At 59.3% G+C, this 22,416-nt stretch carries 14 protein-coding genes; 8 read left to right on the top strand and 6 right to left on the bottom strand.

The features are described 5' to 3' along the window. Positions 1-45: 45 nt before the first annotated feature. The 3 genes from Q2T52_RS05750 to Q2T52_RS05740 all read right to left on the bottom strand — a co-directional run bounded on the left by Q2T52_RS05750 (position 46) and on the right by Q2T52_RS05740 (position 3,345). A complete protein-coding gene (locus Q2T52_RS05750) occupies positions 46-669 on the bottom strand; it encodes a L,D-transpeptidase (protein ID WP_302075697.1) in 624 nt (207 codons plus the stop codon). A 130-nt stretch (positions 670-799) separates the two neighbouring features. Continuing rightward, positions 800-1,540 carry a pentapeptide repeat-containing protein gene (locus Q2T52_RS05745; RefSeq protein WP_302075696.1) on the bottom strand — a complete coding sequence of 247 codons (741 nt, stop codon included), beginning with the start codon at positions 1,538-1,540 and terminating at the stop codon, positions 800-802. A 143-nt stretch (positions 1,541-1,683) separates the two neighbouring features. Continuing rightward, a complete protein-coding gene (locus Q2T52_RS05740) occupies positions 1,684-3,345 on the bottom strand; it encodes an electron transfer flavoprotein-ubiquinone oxidoreductase (protein ID WP_302075695.1) in 1,662 nt (553 codons plus the stop codon). Positions 3,346-3,594: 249 nt separating this feature from the next. Here Q2T52_RS05740 and Q2T52_RS05735 point away from each other — a divergent pair, with 249 nt between their 5' ends. From Q2T52_RS05735 to Q2T52_RS05725, 3 genes are all read left to right on the top strand, one after another. After that, positions 3,595-4,383, top strand: coding sequence for an SDR family oxidoreductase (locus Q2T52_RS05735; protein ID WP_302075694.1), 789 nt, complete (start codon positions 3,595-3,597; stop codon positions 4,381-4,383). A 179-nt stretch (positions 4,384-4,562) separates the two neighbouring features. Then, a complete protein-coding gene (locus Q2T52_RS05730) occupies positions 4,563-5,888 on the top strand; it encodes an efflux RND transporter periplasmic adaptor subunit (protein ID WP_302075693.1) in 1,326 nt (441 codons plus the stop codon). After that, positions 5,885-9,016 carry an efflux RND transporter permease subunit gene (locus tag Q2T52_RS05725; RefSeq protein ID WP_302075692.1) on the top strand — a complete coding sequence of 1,044 codons (3,132 nt, stop codon included), beginning with the start codon at positions 5,885-5,887 and terminating at the stop codon, positions 9,014-9,016. Before Q2T52_RS05730 ends, Q2T52_RS05725 begins: the two co-directional genes overlap by 4 nt. A 73-nt stretch (positions 9,017-9,089) precedes the next feature. Here Q2T52_RS05725 and Q2T52_RS05720 read toward each other — a convergent pair whose 3' ends face one another. After that, the gene (locus Q2T52_RS05720) at positions 9,090-10,118 is read right to left on the bottom strand and encodes an alginate lyase family protein (protein ID WP_302075691.1); all 1,029 of its coding nucleotides are present in this window, start codon (positions 10,116-10,118) and stop codon (positions 9,090-9,092) included. A gap of 218 nt (positions 10,119-10,336) precedes the next feature. On the opposite strand from Q2T52_RS05720, the gene Q2T52_RS05715 reads away from it, so the two are divergent. The 3 genes from Q2T52_RS05715 (at position 10,337) to Q2T52_RS05705 (ending at position 12,878) form a co-directional block, all read left to right on the top strand. Further along, the gene (locus Q2T52_RS05715; protein WP_302075690.1) at positions 10,337-11,632 is read left to right on the top strand and encodes an Hsp70 family protein; all 1,296 of its coding nucleotides are present in this window, start codon (positions 10,337-10,339) and stop codon (positions 11,630-11,632) included. Between the two features lie 49 nt (positions 11,633-11,681). Further along, positions 11,682-12,548 carry a uracil-DNA glycosylase gene (locus Q2T52_RS05710; RefSeq protein ID WP_302075689.1) on the top strand — a complete coding sequence of 289 codons (867 nt, stop codon included), beginning with the start codon at positions 11,682-11,684 and terminating at the stop codon, positions 12,546-12,548. Positions 12,549-12,683: 135 nt separating this feature from the next. Continuing rightward, entirely contained in the window at positions 12,684-12,878 is a 195-nt protein-coding gene (locus Q2T52_RS05705) for a hypothetical protein (RefSeq protein WP_302075688.1), read from the top strand. A gap of 184 nt (positions 12,879-13,062) precedes the next feature. Here Q2T52_RS05705 and Q2T52_RS05700 read toward each other — a convergent pair whose 3' ends face one another. Further along, on the bottom strand, positions 13,063-13,998 hold the full coding sequence (locus Q2T52_RS05700) for a DMT family transporter (RefSeq protein ID WP_302075687.1): 936 nt from the start codon (positions 13,996-13,998) through the stop codon (positions 13,063-13,065). A gap of 291 nt (positions 13,999-14,289) precedes the next feature. On the opposite strand from Q2T52_RS05700, the gene pepN reads away from it, so the two are divergent. Then, a complete protein-coding gene (pepN, locus tag Q2T52_RS05695; RefSeq protein ID WP_302075686.1) occupies positions 14,290-16,938 on the top strand; it encodes an aminopeptidase N in 2,649 nt (882 codons plus the stop codon). Between the two features lie 170 nt (positions 16,939-17,108). Beyond that, positions 17,109-19,454 carry a PAS domain-containing sensor histidine kinase gene (locus Q2T52_RS05690; RefSeq protein WP_302075685.1) on the top strand — a complete coding sequence of 782 codons (2,346 nt, stop codon included), beginning with the start codon at positions 17,109-17,111 and terminating at the stop codon, positions 19,452-19,454. A gap of 6 nt (positions 19,455-19,460) precedes the next feature. On the opposite strand, the gene Q2T52_RS05685 is transcribed toward Q2T52_RS05690, so the two are convergent. Continuing rightward, the gene (locus Q2T52_RS05685; protein ID WP_302075684.1) at positions 19,461-22,406 is read right to left on the bottom strand and encodes a bifunctional [glutamine synthetase] adenylyltransferase/[glutamine synthetase]-adenylyl-L-tyrosine phosphorylase; all 2,946 of its coding nucleotides are present in this window, start codon (positions 22,404-22,406) and stop codon (positions 19,461-19,463) included. Positions 22,407-22,416: the final 10 nt, after the last annotated feature.

Genomic DNA, 22,416 nt, shown 5'->3' with positions numbered 1-22,416 from the left:
TGGCAAGCGATCGCGGGGAACGCGTGCCCTCTCCCGAACTTTGGATCAGGCCCTGTTTTCCTGGATGACGAAGACGCGGTCGCCGACCTTTACACGGGAATAGAGATCGATGACGTCGTGGTTCATCATGCGGATGCAACCGCTCGACATTGCATAACCGATCGATTCCGGCTGGTTGGTCCCGTGAATGCGGAAATGCGTGTCGCCGCCGTCGCGGAAAAGATACATGGCGCGCGCACCCAGCGGGTTGTTCGGGCCTCCGGGCATGCCGCCGGCAAGTTTCTTGTATCGCGCTTCACGGCGCTGCATGTTTTCGGTGGGGGTCCAGGTGGGCCATTCCGCCTTGCGGCCGACATAAGCATTGCCGGCAAAGGCGAGACCCTGACGACCAACGCCGACGCCGTAGCGCATAGCCTGACCGTTATCCAGCACGTAATACAGACGACGCGCCGGCGTGTCGACCACGATGGTGCCGGGCTTGTGCACGGTTGAATAAGCCACCTGCGTGCGGCGCAGTTCCGGCTTAATCTTCTCGACCGGCACTTCCTTCAGCGGAAATTTTTCCGCAGGCAGTGCGGCGTAACTTCCCTGCTGGTTGACAACCGTCGAGGTGCATCCGGCGAGGAAAAGCGGCATGCCAATCAGGAAGCCACGGCGCGAGACTGTCATGAATATGTCCTTTTTGCGGTCGATTCTGGTTGACCGAAAATTACGGACATTATGGTTAATGAAGCACTAACGGGCCTTAAGGATGCGGTCGATGCGTTAAGGATCATAGTCGGCCAAACGTTGGCGCAACCTATTCCTCACCGCACTCCCAGTCTTCGGGGCGGTTCAAACCGGGCGGCAAGACCGTATTTTTGTCACCACACGCAAGATCCACTTGGGTCTGCGACAGACCCTTCACTTGCTTTAAATCCATGCCGTCAATGCGGGTTCGGAACATGACTGCCCCCGACAGGTCAATGGAGCCCTGTATCCGGATGTCGCGAAGATCGGCACGCGAGAGATTGGCCAATCGAAAACTGGTGTTGCCCATGATCGACTTGCGAAAATCGGCACGGCCCAATTCTGCTTTGGAAAAATCCGCACCGACGAGGCTGGCACCGACAAAGCTGACGCGCTGCAGTTCAGCGGCCACGAAAGTTGCTTTGTCGGCCTTTGCTTCGGTAAAATCGCTGCGATAACCTTCCACCTTGTTGAAGTTGGCACCCACCATACTCGCACCTGCGATATAAGCCCGGATGGTGGTTGCCTTTTCCAGCACCGCACCTGTCATATCGGTGCGGCTGAGATCCGTCATACTGAAATCGGTTTCCGCGAGATTGGCGCCTTTGAAGTCACTACCGCCCAGCATCAGAAGACGCTTCTTGCAACTGCTCCAATCGACACCGGAACTTGCCTCGCGCCGGCAATCGCCCGCTTCTACGGAAAAACCCGTGAGCGCGTAGCTCAAGGTTATGGCTGTAGCCAATGCCATCGCACCCGTGCTGTTCGCACGCAGTTTGCCGCTCCACCGGTCGCCTGACAAAGTCTTCATCACTCATCCATCGGGCCTGTCCGCCTCGTTCCTTTGCTATTAAACCCAAGGAGACCTTCCGCAAAGGAATTTCCACCAGGCCTACCGTAACTTTTGGAACGACAATCATGTTTCAAGGCGCCGGCATGCACCGGCACCTTTGATTACATGCTCGGATAGACCGGACCTTCACCGCCCTGGGGTGGCACCCAGTTGATATTCTGGTTCGGGTCCTTGATGTCACAGGTCTTGCAGTGAACGCAGTTCTGCGCGTTGATCACGTAGACCTGCTCGCCATCCTTCTCCACCCATTCGTAGACGCCGGCGGGACAGTAGCGCGTGGACGGTCCGGCAAAGATTCCCAGTTCCGAACGCTTCTGCAACTCCATGTCCTTCACCTGAAGATGAACCGGTTGGTCCTCTTCATGGTTGGTGTTGGAGAGAAAGACGGAGGACAGACGATCAAAGGTCAGCACGCCATCCGGCTTCGGATAGGCAATCGGCTTATGCTTCGATGCCGGCTCAAGGCTTTGCGCATCGGTCTTGCCGTGCTTTTGCGTGCCGAAAAAGGAGAAACCGAACAACTGGTTCGTCCACATATCAAGGCCGCCAAGCATGATGCCGATTGCGGTACCGAACTTGGACCACAGTGGCTTGACGTTGCGGACACGCTTGAGATCCTTGCCGATATCGCTTTCGCGCCAAGCGTTCTCGATCTCGACCGGTTCGTCATTGGCCCGTCCGGCAGCGATGGCATCGGCAATCTTTTCGGCTGCCATGATACCGGAAAGAACCGCGTTATGGCTGCCTTTGATGCGCGGCACATTGACGAAGCCCGCCGAACAGCCAATCAGCGCGCCGCCAGGGAAGGACAGCTTCGGCACGGACTGATAGCCGCCTTCCGTAATCGCACGGGCGCCGTAAGAAATGCGCTTGGCGCCTTCGAACGTATCGCGGATAGCCGGATGCGTCTTGAACCTCTGGAACTCCTCGAAGGGGAAGAGATACGGGTTCTTGTAGTTGAGATGGACGACAAAGCCGACGGCGACGAGGTTGTCATGTAGGTGGTAGAGGAATGAACCACCGCCGGTTTTCATGTCGAGCGGCCAACCGAAGGAGTGCTGCACAAGGCCAGGCTTGTGCTTCTCCGGCTTTACTTCCCACAGTTCCTTGAGACCAATCCCGAACTTTTGCGGCTCGCGGCCATCCGACAGCTGGTATTTGGCGATCAGCTGCTTTGCAAGCGAACCGCGCACGCCTTCGCCGATCAGCACATACTTGCCGAGAAGCGCCATACCGCGCGTATAGTTCGGCCCAGGTTCGCCGTTCTTCTCGATCCCCATGTCGCCGGTGGCGACACCGATGACGGCACCCTCGTCATTGTAGAGCACCTCCGTTGCCGCAAAGCCCGGATAGATATCGACGCCCAGCGCTTCCGCCTTCTCCGCCAGCCAACGACAGACGAGGCCAAGCGAGACGACGTAATTGCCGTGATTGTTCATCAGAGGCGGCATGAACGCGTTCGGCAGGCGGACCGAGCCAGCTGGACCGAGGAACAGAAACTGATCATCGACCACGGGAGTTGTGAAGGGATGCCCCTGCTCTTCGCGCCAACCCGGGAGCAACCGGTCAATGCCGATAGGATCTACCACCGCGCCCGACAGCACGTGCGCGCCCACTTCCGCACCCTTTTCCAAAACGACGACCGAGAGTTCCGGATTGACCTGCTTGAGACGGATCGCGGCTGCGAGACCGGCCGGTCCGGCGCCAACGATCACCACGTCAAACTCCATGCTCTCGCGTTCGGGCAGCTCCATTACGCTCATCCTTATGCTCCGCTCGCTCTGTCCCCAATTCCCCTTCTCCTTGACAAAAGGAAACCGGCTTGTCGAGCCAGCATGCGACAGGGATTGGGGCAGGTTGACAGGCTCCTCCTCATTTCGAAGAAAAAGTTATATGACGTTTACGTGCACGTCAACTTTAAATCAAAGTAAGCTGCCCTTCGCACTTCCCGCGCCCAAACGTGCTTGCTAGTTTGCCGCCACCTTATTGCATTTATTGGAAAGGGACTATTCATGGATCTCGGTATCACCGGCAAGCGTGCGCTCGTGCTTGCCTCTTCGCGCGGCCTCGGCCTTGGCATCGCAACAGCGCTGGCCCGCGAGGGCGTCCATGTGTTGCTGTGCGGCAGAAATGGCGAAAGGCTGGCGGAGAATTGCAAGGCGATCAACGCAGAAGGTCGCGGCAAGGCAGACTGGGTCTGGGCAGATCTTTCGGATGACGACTTCATCGAGAACATTACCAAGGCTGTGCGCGAGAAGCTGGGCGGTCTCGACATTCTTGTGAACAACACGGGTGGCCCGACACCCGGTACGTCCGAAGATATGAGCGCCGACAAGCTGGAGACCTTCTTCCAGACAATGGTGCTGCGCGTCATCACGCTCACCAACACCTTCCTGCCGGAACTCAAGACGCAAGGCTGGGGACGCATTCTGACAGTTGCATCGTCCGGCGTTATCGAACCGATTGCCAATCTTGCTCTTTCCAACACGCTGCGCGGGGCGCTCGTCGGCTGGAACAAGACACTCGCGACGGAAGTAGCGGGCAACGGTATTACGGCTAACCTTATCCTTCCGGGTCGCATCCATACCGACCGAATCGACGAACTGGACGGCGCCAATGCAAAGCGTCAGGGCAAGAGCGTGGACGAGGTTCGAGCGGCTTCGATCAAGTCCATCCCGGCCGGCCGCCTTGGCACCGTGGAAGAATTCGGTGCAGTCGGCGCCTTCCTTTGCTCGACTCAAGCAGCCTATGTGACGGGCAGCATGATCCGCGTCGACGGCGGTGCAGCAAAGTCACTCTGACAACCTATAGAGGCTTTCCACCAAGGAAAGCCTCTTATTTTCTTAAGCATGGCCCTACATTACAAGAAATTAAGGTGATTTCACCCGCAGTTGATCGTTTTTATGCTGAGCCGTCATTTTCGCACCAGCGTAATTGTCGGATGATAGGTCATACCATCACTCAGCATCGGGCGTTATCAATGAAGACCTTCTGGACTGCAGCCAGCATCCTCGCGATCGCCGCCGCCGGCGGCTGGTATTATCGCGACAAGATTCCTTACCTGGATCAAGTTCCGTATGTGAAGGATTACATCCACGCAGACGGCAAGGCTGTTGCACAGACTGACGGTGCACCCGCAGGCGAGCGGCGGAAAGGCGGCAATCAGGGTGCTGGCCAGGCGCAAACCGCTGAAAATGGGCAGCAGCGTCAGGGCCAGGGTGGTGCACAGGGCCAGGGTGGTGCGCGCCGCGGCGGCGGTCCGGCAACGGTGAAGACGATCCCAGCAAGCCTTGCAACGCTTCCCATGGACGTGACGGCGACGGGCTGGGCGCAGGCCGCCGATACGACGACGATTGCCGCACTGCAGCAGGGCCTTGTGATGGAGGTCATTGCCCGGGATGGCCAGGAGATCAAGATCGGCGATTTGATCGCAAAGCTAGATGATCGCGCAGCCCTAGCTGCTGTCAACAAAGACAAGGCCAATATCGCTGCCGACGAGGCAAGCCTTGCTCAATATGAAGCCTCTTTCCAGCGCGCTGAAACTCTGGTGAAGCAGAACGCGCAATCTCAACAGACCTACGAGCAGACGAAGGCCGCGCGGGACTCTGCTGCCGCCAAGGTGGATGCCGACAAGGCAACGCTCGCCTCTGACATGGTCGCTCTGGAGCACATGGAAATTCGCGCGCCGTATAACGGTCGCCTGGGTGATATCATGGTGAGCCCCGGCGCTTATGTGAGTGCTGGCGCCACGATCGTTACCATTACCAAGTATGATCCGATCTACGTTCAATTCCGCTTGTCGCAGCGTTATCTGCCGCAGCTGCATGAAGGTCTGCGCAGCAAGGCACCGGTCGACGCGGATCCATCTGCAACAGGTGGCGTTGCCGATCGCGGTACGCTGACCTTCTTCGACAATGCGGTCGACCAGAATTCCGGTACTGTCTCGGCCAAAGCCGAATTCAAGAACGACAAGGGCACCCTCTGGCCCGGCCAGAGCGTCAACGTGACGGCTCATTTCACAACCAATGACCGCAACATCGTGGTACCAACCGTTGCAGTACGTCCGGGCAATGACGGCTTCTTCGTCTATACGGTCGATGCCGACAAGAAGGTCCATGCGACGAAGGTCAAGGTTGCCCGCGCCAATGGCGACATGACAGCGATTGCAAGTGGTCTGAACGAGGGCGATCACATCGTCGTCGAGGGTCAGGTGCAGCTCGCCAACGGCCAGTCGGTCATCGAGCAGTTTGCAGGCGCTGAGAAGGTGGCAGCCAATCTGCCGATTGAGGGAGCTGCCAAGCCATGATCCCTGCATTTTGCATCAATCGCCCCGTCGCGACGACGCTTCTTGCCATCGGACTTGTGCTGGCCGGTCTTGCCGGTTACCGCCTTCTGCCGGTCTCAGCTCTTCCGAAGGTCGATTTTCCGACCATCAACGTTTCCGCAGCACTTTCAGGCGCTTCGCCGGAAACCATGGCAACCTCGGTTGCTACACCGCTCATCAAGCAGTTTCAGACCATTCCTGGTGTTTCCGAAATCAGCTCCAGCAATTCGCTCGGCAACACGTCGATCGTGCTGCAGTTCGATCTGAACCGCGATATCGACGCGGCCGCGGCGGACGTGCAGGCGGCAATCTCGCGCGCAACCCGTCAGTTGCCCAGCAACATGACGACGACGCCGAGCTATCGAAAGACGAACCCGGCCGATGCGCCCATCCTGCTGCTTGCTATCAACAGCGACGAGCTGCCGCGCAGCAAGGTTGACGAAATCGCGGAAGACGTCGTCTCGCCGCTTCTCTCGACCCTGTCTGGCGTTGCGGAAGTCTCCGTCTATGGTGCGCAGACCTATGCTGTGCGTGTGGAAGTCGATCCCTCCCAGCTTGAAGCCCGCGGCATCGGTGTCGACACGCTGACAAATGCGATTGCGAGCGCCAATAGCCAGGTGCCGGTTGGCGCTTTGCAGAACCAGTCGCAGCGTCTGACCATCGATGCCAAGACACAGCGCACCAATGCCGATCAGTTCAAGACCCTGGTGATTACCACCAAGAATGACGCACCGATCCATCTGGGCGATGTTGCCAATGTTCAAGACAGCGTTGAAAACCTGGATGCAGGCAGCTGGTATGACGGCAAGCAGGCGATCGTTCTGGCCGTTCAGCGCCAGCCGGATGCCAATACGGTCGAGGTCGTCAATCTCATCAAGGACAAGCTGCCAGCCCTGAAAGCGCAGCTGCCGCCTTCGGTGAAGATCAACGTCATGAATGACGCTTCCACGGCGATCAAGGAGTCCATTAACGACGTCCAGTTCACGCTGATCCTCACGATCGTGCTGGTGGTGCTGGTGATCTATCTCTTCACCGGCCACCTGATGGCAACCGTTATCCCGGGGCTTGCGGTACCTTTATCGCTCATCGCCACCTTTGGCGCGATGTATGTGATGGGATATAGTATCGACAACATTTCGTTGCTCGGGCTGACCCTATCCGTCGGCCTTGTGGTGGACGATGCCATCGTCATGCTGGAAAACATCCTTCGTCTGCACGAAGAGGGTCTTCCGATGCGGGAGGCCGCTCTCAAGGGCGCTGCGGAAGTCAGCTACACCATCATGTCCATGTCGATCTCGCTGGTCGCCGTGTTCATTCCCATCCTGCTGATGGGTGGCGTCGTCGGTCGCCTGCTGAACGAGTTCGGCATGGTCGTCACGCTTGCCATCCTATCGTCTGCGGTTGTTTCGCTGACGGTGACGCCGATGCTCGGCTCTCGCCTGTCGTCGCATTCCGGCCGCCCGCCGATGATCATCCGCTGGTTCAATGCCGGGTTCGATTGGACACTTCGTGGGTACGACCGTTCGGTCCGTTGGTGCTTACGCCACCGATTCATCGTTTTGATGAGCTTTCTCGGTTCGGTCGCTGCTTCGGGCTGGCTGTTCCACTCCCTGCCCGCCAGCTTCTTCCCGCAGGAAGATATCGGTCGCCTGTCGATCTCGACCCGTGCACGCGAAGACATCTCTTACGAGGCCATGCGCGACCTTCAGGCCCAGGTGGCTGCCATCATCGGCAAGAACGAGGCGGTCAAGCATGTGACCTCGACGGTCGGCGGCAATGCCCGAAACCCGCTGAACAACGGCACAATGTTTGTGGAGCTGAAGGATAAGGACGAGCGGCCACCGCTTGCCCAAACGATCGACGAACTGCGCCGCGCCACGGCGCGTGTTGCCGGCATCAAGACCTTCATTACGCCGCAGCAGAGCCTTCGTTTCGGTGGCCGCAACACTGCCAGCCAATATCAGCTGGTCGTTCAGGCCCTCAGCAGCGACATGACCAACGAATGGTCAAACAAGCTGCTCGCCGCCATGCGCAGCGACGGCCTTTTCACCGACGTGACGACCGACGCGCAGAACAACGCGATCGCCGCAACCATCGTTCTGGATACGGAAAAGGCAGCCGCCTACGGCATCACGAACGACCAACTGCGCAAGACGCTGGAAATGGCGTTCGGCGGTTATACGGCGGCGCAGATCCAGTCGACGGGCGACAGCTATGACGTCATTGTCGAATTCGACAAGAGCAAGCCATGGAACGACGAGTTCCTGCGCGATATCAACGTTCTCTCTTCCAAGAGCAACACGCTGGTTCCGCTATCGAACTTCGCCAAGGTCGAACGCCGCAATTCTCCGGTCACTGTGAACCAGACGGGTCAGCTCGTGTCGACCACGGTGTCGTTCAACCTGCCGGAAGGTGTGTCGCTCAGCCAGGCAACAGCCCGCGTCGACGAGATCAAGCGTGATATCGGCGTTCCCAGCGACGTCTTCACGACCTATGGCGGTACGGCTGCCATCTTCCAGCAGAGCCAGGGCAATACCGGCATCCTGATCCTCGCTGCCGTTCTCACCATCTATGTGGTGCTGGGCGTGCTGTATGAGAGCTTCGTGCATCCGCTTACCATTCTGTCCGGTCTTCCGGCGGCAGCCTTTGGTGCGCTGGCAGCTCTCTGGATCATGAAGTTCGACATGTCGATCATCGCGCTCATCGGCCTGCTGATGCTGATCGGTATCGTCAAGAAGAATGCCATCATGATGATTGACGTCGCGGTCGAACTGATCCGCGACCATGGTGAAACCACGGCAGCGGCCATTCACGAAGCCTGCGTGCGCCGTTTCCGGCCGATCATGATGACCACCTTCTGCGCGCTGCTCGGTGCTCTTCCGATCGCGCTCGGCTCAGGCGCAAGCTCGGAGCTTCGCCAGCCGCTCGGTATCGCCGTCGTTGGCGGTCTGCTCGTGTCGCAGCTGCTGACGCTGTTCATCACGCCGGTCATCTTCGTGGAGATGGACCGCCTCGGCAAAGGCATCGCCCGCCTGTTCCGCCGGAAGGACAGCCACGAAGCAGCCAACGTGCAGTCCGGGCCGCATGCACCGGCAGCCGCTGCGGAATAACGGCGGCGCCCTTCTCTAAAAACAACCTCTCGGACCGTTGCTCCGAGGGGTTTTTGTTTTGGCATAGAAAGCTTCACCCACCGAAGCAGAGTGAGGTCCAGCCCTTGGACGGCCCAAGGGAATCCGCGACCGGTCGATAACGCGGATCAAGTTGCGCAGCCATGCCGAACAAGGCAGCAGCACCCTTGCGATCCCAGGGGCCACCGAACCCGGACATGCCGGCATTACGGCGCGCAGCGTCGAATTTCACCTTCGAATTCACGAATTCCTCATGCGCCTGCTGCCCCGTTGCATAGGGAACCAGCCAGTCGAGAGCATGCGCAATACTGACGCCCTGCTTGTTGAGATGCAGCCAATCCTCGCCCCTGCCCTTGGCCACCATAGCGGCGGTCGTCAGTGGCTCCAGATCATAGACGACATAATGCAACGCATCGCGCTCATGGAAATCCATGACACTGCCGTCCTTCTGGATATTGTGGCCCAGTTGCGCGATGAATTGCTGGCGCGCACGATCCCAGAGATGTCCGTCCTGCAGCACGGCCGCCCCCATGGTGACGAGCTTCACCCGGTGGGAGTTCCAGTTGTTCACCCAGGTTCCTTTGTCGGCGCGGAAATCCCTTTCCATGCGCTGAAGGTAGCCCGTGGTCAGCGCTTGAATGAAATCACCTGCACTCTTCCGCACCTGCGGGTCGAGATCGTCACGGATGAGATCAAAGGCTGCGATGTAACGATCAAGTCCGGTTTCATCGATCGGGTTGAAGCTTGGCCGGTAAACCTTCGCCCAGTCCGCCAGCAGGCGGGATGCGAGCGTCAGGTCCTCCGGCTTATGCTCACCGCGCCAAAGCATGGCGGCATTGAAGACGACGACCCAGTCCTTCTGCGCCTCCCGGCTCTGGTCGTAGATACCCTGATGCGGAAGCGTTCCTTCCGCATGCACGATAGGCATGGCACGCGATTGCGCAGCCGCATCCTTCTTGATGGCAGCGTTCAATCCTTTCAGGGCCGAGGGCGGAGGTGCCTGACAGAGAGCTGCCGCAGAGGCGGACGTGGAAAGCGTTACGAGGAACAAGGAGAAGAGAACGGAGCGATAGCGTGACGTCATGAGCTTCCTCTGGCGAAATCCTGCTTCTTCGTCCCGTGCAATCGTGGCGGAAATCAGCCTCCTTCCACTCTGCCCCGCCTTTCGCTTGCCATTCGGCGCCGAGTATGCGAACGGAGCGCTCCCCATCATTCGGGCTTCGCAAGAAGCTTTCGTATTTCATGCCGGAGACATTGCGTCTCTGCCAGCATCAGCACGATATTGATTTAAAGGAGCATGCCATGAGCCGCGCGCTTGGGCTTGATTTTGGCACGACCAACACTGTTCTGGCACTTACCTACCCGGGCCAACAGACCACACATTCCATGCAGTTCGAAAGCAGTGCCGGCGTCAGCGACAGCATGCGCACCGCCTTGTCCTTCATGAAGGATGCAACGCTCGGCGCGCAGGCGCTGAAGGTGGAAGCCGGACAGGCGGCCATCCGCATGTTCATCGATAACCCTGGCGATTGCCGCTTCCTGCAGTCGATCAAGACATTTGCGGCGAGTGCGGCTTTCCAGGCAACCGTGGTCTTCGCGCGCAAGCAGCAGTTCGAGGATCTGATGGAGATCTTCCTGAGAAGGCTGAAGGCTTATGCGGGTGATCACTGGCCGTCGGACATTTCGCGTCTGGTGGTCGGCCGTCCCGTGCATTTCGCCGGCAGTAATCCGGATGAGAAGCTGGCCCTGGAGCGCTATCAGGCAGCGCTGACGCGCTTCGAGCTGCCGGAAATCCATTATGTCTACGAACCCGTCGCGGCGGCCTATTACTTCGCCCAGACGCTGGAAAGAGATGCCAATGTATTGGTCGCCGATTTCGGCGGCGGCACCACCGACTATTCGCTCATCCGTTTCGAGCGCAGCGCCGGTCAGCTGAAGGCAATCCCGATCGGCCATTCCGGCGTCGGGATCGCAGGCGACCATTTCGACTTCCGCATGATCGACAATCTGGTCTCTCCGGAAATCGGCAAGGGCAGCCACTTCAAGAGTTTCGGCAAGTTGCTGGAAGTTCCGTCCGGCTACTACGCGAATTTCGGCCGCTGGAACCAGCTGTCGATCTTCAAGACGACCCGTGAATTCGCGGACCTGCAGTCTCTCGTGCGCTCTGCGACGGAGCCGGACAAGCTGGAACTCTTCATCGAGCTGATCGAACACGATGAAGGCTATCCCCTCTACCAGGCCATTTCTGCGACCAAGATGGCGCTATCCATGCAGGAAGAGGCGGAGTTCAACTTCTCGCCTCTCGGCAAGGCGGGCCGTAAGATCGTCAAGCGCGCCGACTTCGAAGGCTGGATTGCCGACGATTTGGCGCGCATCGAGGGCGCGCTCGATGAGGTTCTGACGAAGACGAACACGCCACCGCAGGATGTGGACAAAGTCTTCCTCACCGGCGGCACCTCCTTCGTACCAGCCGTCCGTCGGATTTTCGAGCGACGCTTCGATGCTGGACGCATCGAGAGCGGCGGCGAGCTTCTTTCCATCGCGCATGGCTTGGCGCTGATCGGAGACAGTGGAGATGTCGCGCGTTGGGCCGCCTGACGGCGGCTCCGCAGTTGCCCTGACGATGCGGAGAACTTAAGGTGAAAGCATGATCTCCGCACCCGACCTCTCCGCGCAGGAATTGTCTGCCCTTCTGCATTTCTATGCAGATGCAGGCGTGGAGTGGCTTCTGGAGGACGAACCAGTCGACCGCATAGCTGCCTTTGCTGCGGCGCAGGCAGAGAGACGGATTGCCCAGCCGCAGCGGCAGGCGGAACAGTCTCCGCAAGCTGCCGGCTCGACAAGGCAATCTACATCTCGCACAGCCCCTGCCCCTCGCCCGGCGGCATCGACGGGAACTGCCGTGGTACCGGATGCGGAAGCTGCCGCCGCCGCGCGTCAGGCAGCGGAAGGTGCAGCGACGCTGGAGGAACTGAAAGGCGTGCTGCAGGCCTTTACCGGCTGCAATCTCAAGAACGGTGCGCGCTCCACCGTCTTTGCCTCAGGCAATGCAACGAGCGGCGTGATGGTGATCGGGTCTCTGCCCTCTGCCGAAGATGACCGCGACGGAACGCCCTTTTCCGGGCGGCAAGGGCAACTCCTGGACAAGATGTTGGCCGCCATCGGCCTCTCGCGCGACAATACACTGCTGACCAATGCCGTTCCCTGGCGGCCGCCGGGCAACCGCACTCCCTCGCCTGCCGAGATCGACATATGTCGTCCGTTCATAGAGCGGCAGATCGTTCTGGCGCAGCCGAAACTCCTGCTGTTACTTGGGAATTTTGCTGCCCGCTTCTTCATGGGCGAGGACGGCACGATCTTTTCGCTACGCGGAGAATGGCGTGAGGTTGTGATTGGAGGGAATAGCCTGCCCGCACTGGCGAGCTTTCATCCGCAAGATCTGCTGACAGCACCTGCGAACAAGCCGCTGGCGTGGCGGGACCTGCTGCTTTTTCGCCAACGCCTGCCCATTTGAGCGTCATCATTAAAGTTTTATGAATCGAGCCATGCTGTTAGCGCATAGCAGCGGCGCGCTATACCGCATTGCGAACGGAATGTTGCGATGCAATATTAGATGTGTCTTGGGAGGAATCAATAAGGAACCAAGGCAATGACCACGGCCCGCATTCGTCCCATTCATTCCGGCTTCGAGACACTTCGTCTTGCAGGCCTTTCTCCGCGTTCGACGCAAGGCTATCACGGCTTTGGATCCGTCACCAACGAGCAGCTTTCCGCACGCTCCTTCGGTCGCCGCGGCCTCTCGACACGTCCGACAATGGTTTTTGCCGACCTGCGCGAGCGTTGATTAACAGCGACGGAGAGTATGCGCCGATGTTCCATCCCATCCGCATGATCAAGACAGACTTCTGGCACATCCGCTCCGCCATCCGTGCGAGCCGCGAGTTTGCGCGCTCGGCCTCGGCCAGAGCCAGCAACGGTGAGTCTTCAAACTCCGCGATCCCGCTCTGATCCTTCAGTTGCGATGGATTTCAGGTTGGCGATGAAGCCTTGCGTGCCGCCTTCCGTTCAAGCCCAAGCTGGTGCTCGCGGTAGATGATGAAGATTCCCGCGGATACTGTAATGGCTGTTCCGACCAGCATAGGGGCCGTTGGGACCTCTCCGAACAAGACATAGGCAATCGCGATCCCGAGGATGATCGAGGAATACTCGAAGGGAGCAACCGTCGATACGTCCGCGTGCCGATAGCTTTCCGTCAAGAAAATCTGCCCCAGCCCGCCAAAGAAGCCTGAGCAGATGAGGAAGGCCTTCGTTTCCCACGCAAGGGCCGCCCAGCCGAAAGGCAGGCTCAGCGTTGAGAATAGAGCGGCAGTGATCGAAAAATATAAAACGATCGTCGCGGTCTTTTCGGTGCGCACCAGTTGCCGCGTCTGGATCATGGCCATGCCGCCGATCACAGCGGAGAGCAGCACGGCGATCGCTCCAACCGCCTCTTCAGAACCAAGACCACCCTCGTTGAACATTGTCAGCTTCGGCCAGGAGATGATTAGCACGCCCGCAATGCCCAGCGCCACGGCTGTCCAGCGATAAAGGCGCACCTTCTCTTTCAGAAAAAGTGCTGCGAAGACGACCGCCATCAGCGGCGAAGCGTAACCAATGGCAATGGCATCCGGCAGCGGCAGATGGGTCAGTCCGAAAAATCCGCAGGCCATGGCGATGATGCCAAGACAGCCACGCTTCAAATGCCCGAACGGGCTGCTGGTGCGGAAGGCCGAGATCAGATCGCCACGAAAGGCGAGGTAGCCCATGATGGGCACGAGTGCGAAAGCTGAGCGATAGAAGGTGATCTGCCCAGCGGGAAGGCCATCACCGGCAGATTTGATGCAAGTCTGCATGCCCACGAAGACGAGAACGGAAAGAACTTTCATCGAGATCCCTCGCAGGGGATCGTTCGGTTGGGAATGCATGGCAGACTCTGAATCAGGGGCTTTGGGGAGCGGAAATCAAAAAATCCACACGCCCCACAGTAGGCGAAACTGAGGCAATGAATCATCAAGTATTATCATGCACCCATCAGAAACAACCTGAGCGACTATCAAGTTTCGATAAAATAGCTTGCTATTAAGCATAAGGACGCCAAGTCGTCTCTTTCCGGGACGGTTTTAGTAATCGTTCAGTTTTCGATGCAATATTCCAGACGGCAACGCTTGCCAACAACGAGCGGTTGCCACGTCGAGCAGTCCAAACTAGGGTAAATCATGCGCACAGACACGGGTCAGATCATCCATCTGGCAGACTACCGTCCCACTGATTTCGTGTTGGAACGCGTAGATCTTACCTTCGAACTCGATCCGACGGCAACGAAGATCGAGGCACGCCTGATTTTTCATCGACGCGAAGGTACCGATCCAACCGCCCCGCTTATCCTGGACGGCGACGAACTGAGCCTTTCCGGTCTGCTGATCGACCAGAACGAAATTCCGGCCGAGCGCTATGATGTGACGGCTGAAAAGCTCGTGATTCGCGACCTCCCGGAAAGCACGCCTTTCGAGGTGACGGTGATCACGATCATCAATCCCGAAGCCAATACGCAGTTGATGGGTCTCTATCGGACCAATGGCGTCTACTGCACGCAGTGCGAGGCCGAGGGCTTCCGTCGCATTACCTATTTCCCGGACCGCCCGGATGTGCTGGCGCCCTACACGATCACCATCATCGCCGACAAGGCTGCCAATCCGCTACTGCTCTCCAACGGCAACTTCCTTGGCGGCGGCAATTACGATGAGGGCCGCCACTTCGCGGCCTGGTTCGATCCGCATCCGAAACCGTCCTACCTCTTCGCGCTCGTCGCAGGTGACCTTGGTGTCGTCGAAGATACGTTCGAGACGATGTCTGGCAATGAGGTGGCGCTGAAGATCTATGTCGAGCACGGCAAGGAGCCGCGTGCGGCCTACGCCATGGATGCCTTGAAGCGATCCATGAAGTGGGACGAGGAACGCTTTGGCCGCGAATACGATCTCAACATCTTCCAGATCGTTGCGGTGTCGGATTTCAACATGGGGGCCATGGAAAACAAGGGCCTCAACGTCTTCAACGACAAGTATGTTCTGGCAGATCCCGAGACCGCCACGGACCAGGATTACGCCAATATCGAAGCGATCATCGCGCACGAATATTTTCACAACTGGACCGGCAACCGGATTACCTGCCGCGACTGGTTCCAGCTGTGCCTGAAGGAAGGGCTGACGGTTTTCCGAGATCATGAATTTTCCGCCGACCAGCGCTCGCGTGCGGTGAAGCGCATCGCCGAGGTACGCCACCTGAAGGCGGAGCAGTTCCCGGAAGATGCCGGCCCGCTGGCACATCCGGTGCGCCCGACCGCCTATCGCGAGATCAACAACTTCTACACGACCACCGTCTACGAAAAAGGTTCGGAAGTGACCCGAATGATCCAGACGGTTCTGGGTCGCGACACCTTCAAGAAGGGCATGGACGTCTATTTCGAGCGCCACGATGGCGACGCGGCAACGGTCGAAGACTTTGTGAAGTGTTTCGAGGATGCAAGCGGCAAGGATCTGAAACAGTTCTCGCTTTGGTATCATCAGGCAGGCACGCCGCTGGTCAGCGTCTCCACCGCTTACGACAGCGCCTCCCAGACCTTTTCCGTCTCCCTTGAGCAAACGGTGCAGGCAACGCCTGGACAACCGAACAAAGAGCCGATGCATATTCCGCTCGGCTTTGCACTCTTGTTGGATAACGGGTCGCTTGCCAGTGCGTCCTCCGTCAAGGGCGGTGACGTGACGGGCGAGGTGTTGCATCTCACCGAACGGGCGCAAACCTTCACCTTCGGCGGCATCGGCTCGCGGCCCGTTCTATCGCTCAATCGCGGCTTCTCCGCGCCCATCAACCTGCACTTCGAGCAATCGAGCACGGACCTCCTGCACATCGTCCGCCACGAGCCAGATCTCTTCGCCCGTTGGCAGGCTCTGACCGATCTGGCGCTGCCGGTTCTGATGAAGGCAACCCGCGATGTTCGCGACGGTCGTCAGCCGGAGCCGCAGGCAGAACTCATCGCCACGCTATTGGAAGTCGCAGCCGACGACACGCTGGAGCCTGCCTTCCGCGCTCAGGTGCTTGCATTGCCGAGCGAGGCAGACATTGCCCGCGAGTTCGGTAGCAACAACGATCCGGATGCCATTCATGCGGCGCGCCAGGGTATCCTTGCAGATATCGCTAAGGCTGGCCAGGCAACTTTCGAGACATTGTTCACAAGTCTCGTCAACGAAGGCGACTTCACGCCGGATGCAGCCAGCGCTGGCCGCAGGGCGCTGCGCAATGCGGCGCTCAGCTACCTCTCCTATCTGGATGGCGGCGCCACCCGGGCAGCGGAGGCCTTCGCTTCCACGAACAACATGACGGATACGATCCAGGCGCTGACGGTGCTTGCCCACCGCTTCCCTGGACAGTCTGAAACCGCCAATGCCCTCGGCGCTTTCCTGAAGCGCTTCCAGGACAATGCGCTGGTTCTCGACAAGTGGTTCGCGATCCAGGCGACCATTCCGGGCGCCTCTACGCTGGCACGCGTGAAAGCCCTGATGGAAGATCCCCATTTCGTGGCCAGCAACCCGAACCGCGTTCGCTCGCTGATCGGCTCGTTTACCTTTTCAAACCCGACCGGCTTCAGCCGCGCGGATGGCGAAGGCTATCGCTTCCTGGCACAGCAGATCCTGGCCATCGACCCGAAAAACCCGCAGCTCGCCGCACGCCTGCTGACCTCCATGCGCTCCTGGCGTTCGCTGGAGCCAAGCCGGGCGGCGCATGCGGAAGCAGCCCTCTCGGAGATCGACAAGGCGTTAAGCCTTTCGACCGATGTCCGCGACATCGTCGAGCGCATCCTGAAGGGCTGATCGCCCCATTCATCGCGCGCGCCCCGCAAGGATGGGGCCGCGCTGAATCACCGAGGCAATTGGTTAAAATTTTCTCTACACCACCTCTGGACAAGGCGAATCAGCAATGATTCACTCGTGTCAGATCGCAAGCGGCATTGCGAATCACTCACGAGGGATCAAGCTGAACAATGGCGGACGTGCAGCGGGCAACCGCGGCCGAAGAACGGCTGCGTTTGAAATTTGCGGAAAGGGCGGCCTTGGCGTCCGTTTCCTTCCAGCAAATGCTGGGCGGGCTGCGCGACAGGATTAATACGCTGCCAAGCGTCGAGCTGTGGCTGAAGCGCGCTATTCCGATTCTCATCATTGCCTTCCTGGCTGTCGTTGCGGCTTCGCGCCTTCTGAGCCTGATGTCGGAACGCGCTCGCACCGAAGAAGCCGCACGCCATTCCATTTCGCTCGTCGCGACTGCCAGTGCCGCCGCTTTTAGCGGTTTCGAAGCCTCCGTGGTGTCCGGGGATCGCAAGGTGTCCGAACAGCGTCTGCAGACGTTTTTGCCGCCTTCCAAGCTGACGGACGGAAGTTTTGTGATGCTGGTGGATGGTGCAGGCCGCATTTTTGGCGGTAGCGCGGGTGCGTCGGGTTACATTGGTTCCACCCTTGGCAGTCTGCTGCCGGAAATGGCAACGGTGCGCCGCTTCAGCGACGCGGACGGCGTCATTGAAACATCGCTGAACGGCATTCCCCATTATGCTGCCATTCATGCCATCAGCAATGATGGCGGTCTTGTCGTGGCCGGCTATCCTCTTGATTCGACGGACCAGTTCTGGCGCCAGCAGGTGTCATTGAACGTTACCCTGTTCACGGGCATATCCTCCGTGCTGCTGGTGATCCTCTATGCCTATTATGCGCAGGTGAAGCGGGCCCGCGACGCAGACGAAATCTTTCTCGAATCCAACATGCGCGTCGAAACCGCTCTCTCCCGAGGACGCTGTGGCCTGTGGGATTTTGATCTGACCAATCGCCGCCTGTTCTGGTCACGCTCCATGTATGAAATGCTGGGCCTGCCGCCCGGTGATAATGTGCTGTCCTTCAGCGAGGCAGCACGCATGATGCATCCGTCCGATGGCAACCTGTTTGCGCTGGCACGTGCTGTTGGCCGTGGCAATGCCAAGCAGATCGATCAGGTCTTCCGCATGCGCCATGCCGCCGGCCACTACGTCTGGATGCGGGCCCGTGCGCAGGTTGTGCGCACGGCTGCCGGGCGCACGCATGTCATCGGCATTGCCATGGACGTGACCGAGCAACACCGGTTGGCCGAACGCTATGCGGAAGCTGATCAGCGCCTCGCCGACGCCATCGAATGTACGTCCGAAGCTTTCGTGCTGTGGGACAAGAACGACCGGCTGGTGATGTGCAACACGCACTTCCAGCAGGCCTATGGTTTGCCGGATAGCGTGCTGGTGCCTGGAACCGAACGCGGCGTGGTGACGGCAGCCGCCGCGCGGCCCGTGATTGAACGGCGCATTGCCGACCCGGACCAGACCGGCTTCTCGCGCACGACCGAAGTGCAGCTGGCGGATGAACGCTGGCTGCAGATCAACGAGCGTCGCACCCGCGACGGCGGCATGGTGTCGGTCGGCACCGACATCTCGCTCTTGAAGCGCCACCAGGAGCGCCTGCGTGAATCCGAACGGCGCCTGATGGCGACCATCGGCGACCTCTCCGCCTCCCAGAAGAAGCTGGAGCGTCAGAAGGCAGAGCTTTCCGTCGCCAACTCAAATTATCTGGCGGAGAAGGAGCGTGCACAGGCCGCCAACCGCGCCAAATCAGAATTTCTGGCCAATATGAGCCATGAGTTACGCACGCCTCTCAACGCCATTCTCGGCTTCTCCGAGATCCTGCTGAACGGCATGTTCGGCCCTGTCGGCTCGCCGAAATATAGCGAGTATGCCCGCGACATCCACGAAAGCGGCAAGCACCTGCTGAATGTCATCAACGACATTCTCGACATGTCGAAGATCGAAGCCGGCCATATGAAGATCAACAGCGAGATGATCGATCTCGCGCCATTGATCGAGGAAAGCACGCGTCTTACCGCGATCCCCGCACAGGAGAAGCATATCACTGTTCGACAGAAGGTGGATACGGGTCTCAAGATGCTGGGCGACCGCCGGGCGATGAAGCAGATCCTGCTGAACCTGTTGTCGAACGCGGTGAAGTTCACCAATGAGGGCGGGCATATCGAGTTGCGCGCCCGCCAGTCCGAAAAGGGTCTCTTCCTGACGATTGCCGATACCGGCATCGGCATACCAAAATCGGCACTTGGCAAGATCGGTCAGCCCTTCGAACAGGTGCAGAGCCAATATGCCAAGAGCAAGGGCGGCTCAGGCCTTGGCCTCGCCATCTCCCGATCGCTCGTCAATCTGCATGGCGGCACGATGCGCATTCGCTCACGGGAGGGCAAGGGCACCGTGGTATCGCTCTATATCCCCGTGCGGGCATCGGCCCCGCAACCGCAGGCCCTGTCAGCCTGAACCGGTTCAGGACGTCACGATCACCTTGAAGATCTCGCGCATCCGCTTGGTGCGCGCCTTCACCTCAGCCTCCACCCGCCCGATATCCGGCAGATCGACCGCCGCGCACAGCCGCTCCACCAGCCCGACAGGCGCCTCCCTCGGATCAAAGGGCTGGTCCACGCAAAGCCGGATGATTTGTGATAGCTCCGTGAGGAAGCTCAAGGTCTGCAGGCTGTGCTCAATGTCGTCAGCGGTCATCAACGACGGACCAAGGGTCGCGATGGCGCGCGCCGTGCCATTGCCCGTTTCAGATCCGGTTGCCGTACTCGCCGAACCATCTAAAACCAAAGCCAGGAACTGCGCCAGGAACTCGATGTCGATCAACCCGCCCGGGATCAGCTTGAAATCCCAGATATCCCGCGCCGGCTTTTCCTGTTCGATGAGGTCTCTCATCTCCCGCACGTCACGAGCAATCTTTGCACGGTCACGGGAAAGGGCGACCATCTCGCGGACAACTGTTTCTGCCTCCTCGACAAGGCTCGCTTCGCCGCAGATCACTCGCGCCCGGGTCAGTGCCATATGCTCCCAGGTCCAGGCTTCCTCCTGCTGGTATTTGCGGAAGGCATTGATACGGGTCGCGACCGGCCCCTTGTTGCCGGAGGGCCGCAGACGCAGATCCACCTCGAAGATCACGCCCTCCGCCGTCGGCGCGGAAAGGGCCGCGATTAGGCGCTGCGTCAGGCGGGTGAAATAGCGGGAGGAATCGAGAGGTTTCGGTCCGGACGATTCCAGCGCGTTGCTGTCGTAATCATAGAGGAGGATCAGATCGACATCCGAGCCTGCAGTCAGCTCGAAACTGCCGAGCTTGCCCATGCCGAGGATGGCCACACGCCCACCTGGATAATCGCCGTGCGCAAGGTGCATCTCCGCCTGCACGGCGTTCAGCGCCTGTTCGATGATGAGATCAGCCAGATCGGTAAAGGCGCGACCGGCGCGCTCGCCGGAAATGGCACCCGTCAACAGCCGAATGCCGATCAGGAAGCGTTGTTCGGCGGCAAAGATGCGCAGGCGATCCAGCACCTCCTCATAATGACGCGCACCGCCGACAAAGGTGGTGAGACGCTCCGCCAGATAATCACGGGTGGGGATCTCCGCCATCAGGCTCGGGTCCAGCATGCCGTCGAAGACATGCGGGCGTGCGGCAATGATATCGGCAAGGCGGGGCGCTGCCGCCATGATGGTGACGAGCAGCGTCAGCAGGGCAGGATTGTTGCCGAGCAGGGAAAAGAGCTGGATGCCGGCAGGCAGAGCCTTGATAAATCCATCGAAGCGCAGCAGCGCATCATCGGCACGGCTGCTTCTGCCGAAGGCATTCAGAAGATCCGGCATCAGTTCCGTCAGCCGCTCCCGCGCCTCAACCGATTGGGTGGCGCGATAGCGCCCATAATGCCAGGTGCGGATGACGCGGGAGATATCGGAAGGACGTTCAAACCCCAGCCGCGCCAGGGTTTTCAGCGTTTCCGGATCATCATTCTGACCGGTAAAGACGAGATTGCCCTCGCTGGCGGAGAGCCTGGTTTCCTGCTCGAACAGCTGCGCATAGCGTTTCTCGACGGTGCGCAGCACTGCTTCCAATGCCTTTGAAAAACCTGCTATATCAGCAAACCCAGCCATATAGGCGATGCGCTTCAGCTCGGTTTCCGTTTCCGGCAGGCGGTGCGTCTGCTCATCCCGCACCATCTGGATGCGATGCTCGACATCGCGCAGAAACCAATAGGCTTCCGTCAGCTCCTTGGCGACCTCCGGGCCAATCCACTTCGCTTCGGCGAGGGCCGCCAACGCCTGTTCGGTCACCCGTGTCCTCAAGGGCGGCATGCGGCCGCCTGCGATCAATTGCTGGGTCTGGGCAAAGAATTCGATTTCGCGAATGCCGCCGCGCCCCAGTTTTACGTCGTGACCTTTGACGGCAATCGCGCCATGACCCTTGTGCTCATGGATCTGGCGCTTGATCGAATGGATATCGGCGATCGCCGCGTAATCCAGATATTTGCGGAACACGAAAGGCACCAGCTGACGCAGGAACCACTCGCCAGCGGAAATATCGCCGGCGATGGGCCGCGCCTTGATATAGGCAGCCCGCTCCCAGTTCTGCCCCCTGCCCTCGTAATAGATCAGCGCGGCTTCAACAGGCACGGCGAGCGGCGTCGACCCCGGATCGGGCCGCAGGCGCAGATCCGTGCGGAAGACGTAACCATCCGCCGTGCGCTCCTGCATGATGCGGATGAGGCGTCGCATCAGGCGCCCGAACAATTCCGTCGCATCGTCAGGGTCGGCCACGATGCCGGATTCGGGGTCGAAGAACACAACGATGTCGATGTCGGAGGAATAGTTCAGTTCGAAGGCCCCGAGCTTGCCCATGCCCAGAACCACGACACCGGAACCGGCACTGGGGTTTTCGGGATCGGACAGTTTCAGCTTGCCGCTGGCATGCGCACTCAGCAGCAGATGGTCGATCGCGCTTGCGACAGCGGCATCAGCCATCCGCGAAAGCCAGCCGGTCGTTTCGCGCGTCTCAAATATGCCTGCCAGATCAGCCAGCGCCACCAGAAAGCTGACCTCGCGCTTGGCCTTGCGCAAGGCCGTCATCAGTTCCGCTTCGCTGGCACCGTTCTTCCAACTTTGGCGCGCCTGGGAAACAACTGCCTCCAGATGCGACTGCAGAGGCACATCGATCGCGGTCGCAACTAAACTTGGGGCAATGGTCGCCGTTTCACGCAGGTAAGGCGAGAGCGAGAGGGCCGCGACAAGAAAATCCTTCAGCGGCGCCTCGGACTTCAGAAGCTCCGCCACAGTGGGCTGCGAGGCTGCGATCTCCTTCAGAACGGAGAATGCCGCCTTCGCTTCCGTCTGATTGAAAGGTTTCAGGCTATCGGCCTGCACATCAGCCAGCCGCGTTGTCTTCTCCGTCACGACTCAAGAC

Origin of the sequence: Rhizobium oryzicola (assembly GCF_030504645.1) — a bacterium.
Lineage (GTDB): Bacteria > Pseudomonadota > Alphaproteobacteria > Rhizobiales > Rhizobiaceae > Neorhizobium > Neorhizobium oryzicola.
This window is presented reverse-complemented; position numbering and strand designations above follow the sequence as displayed.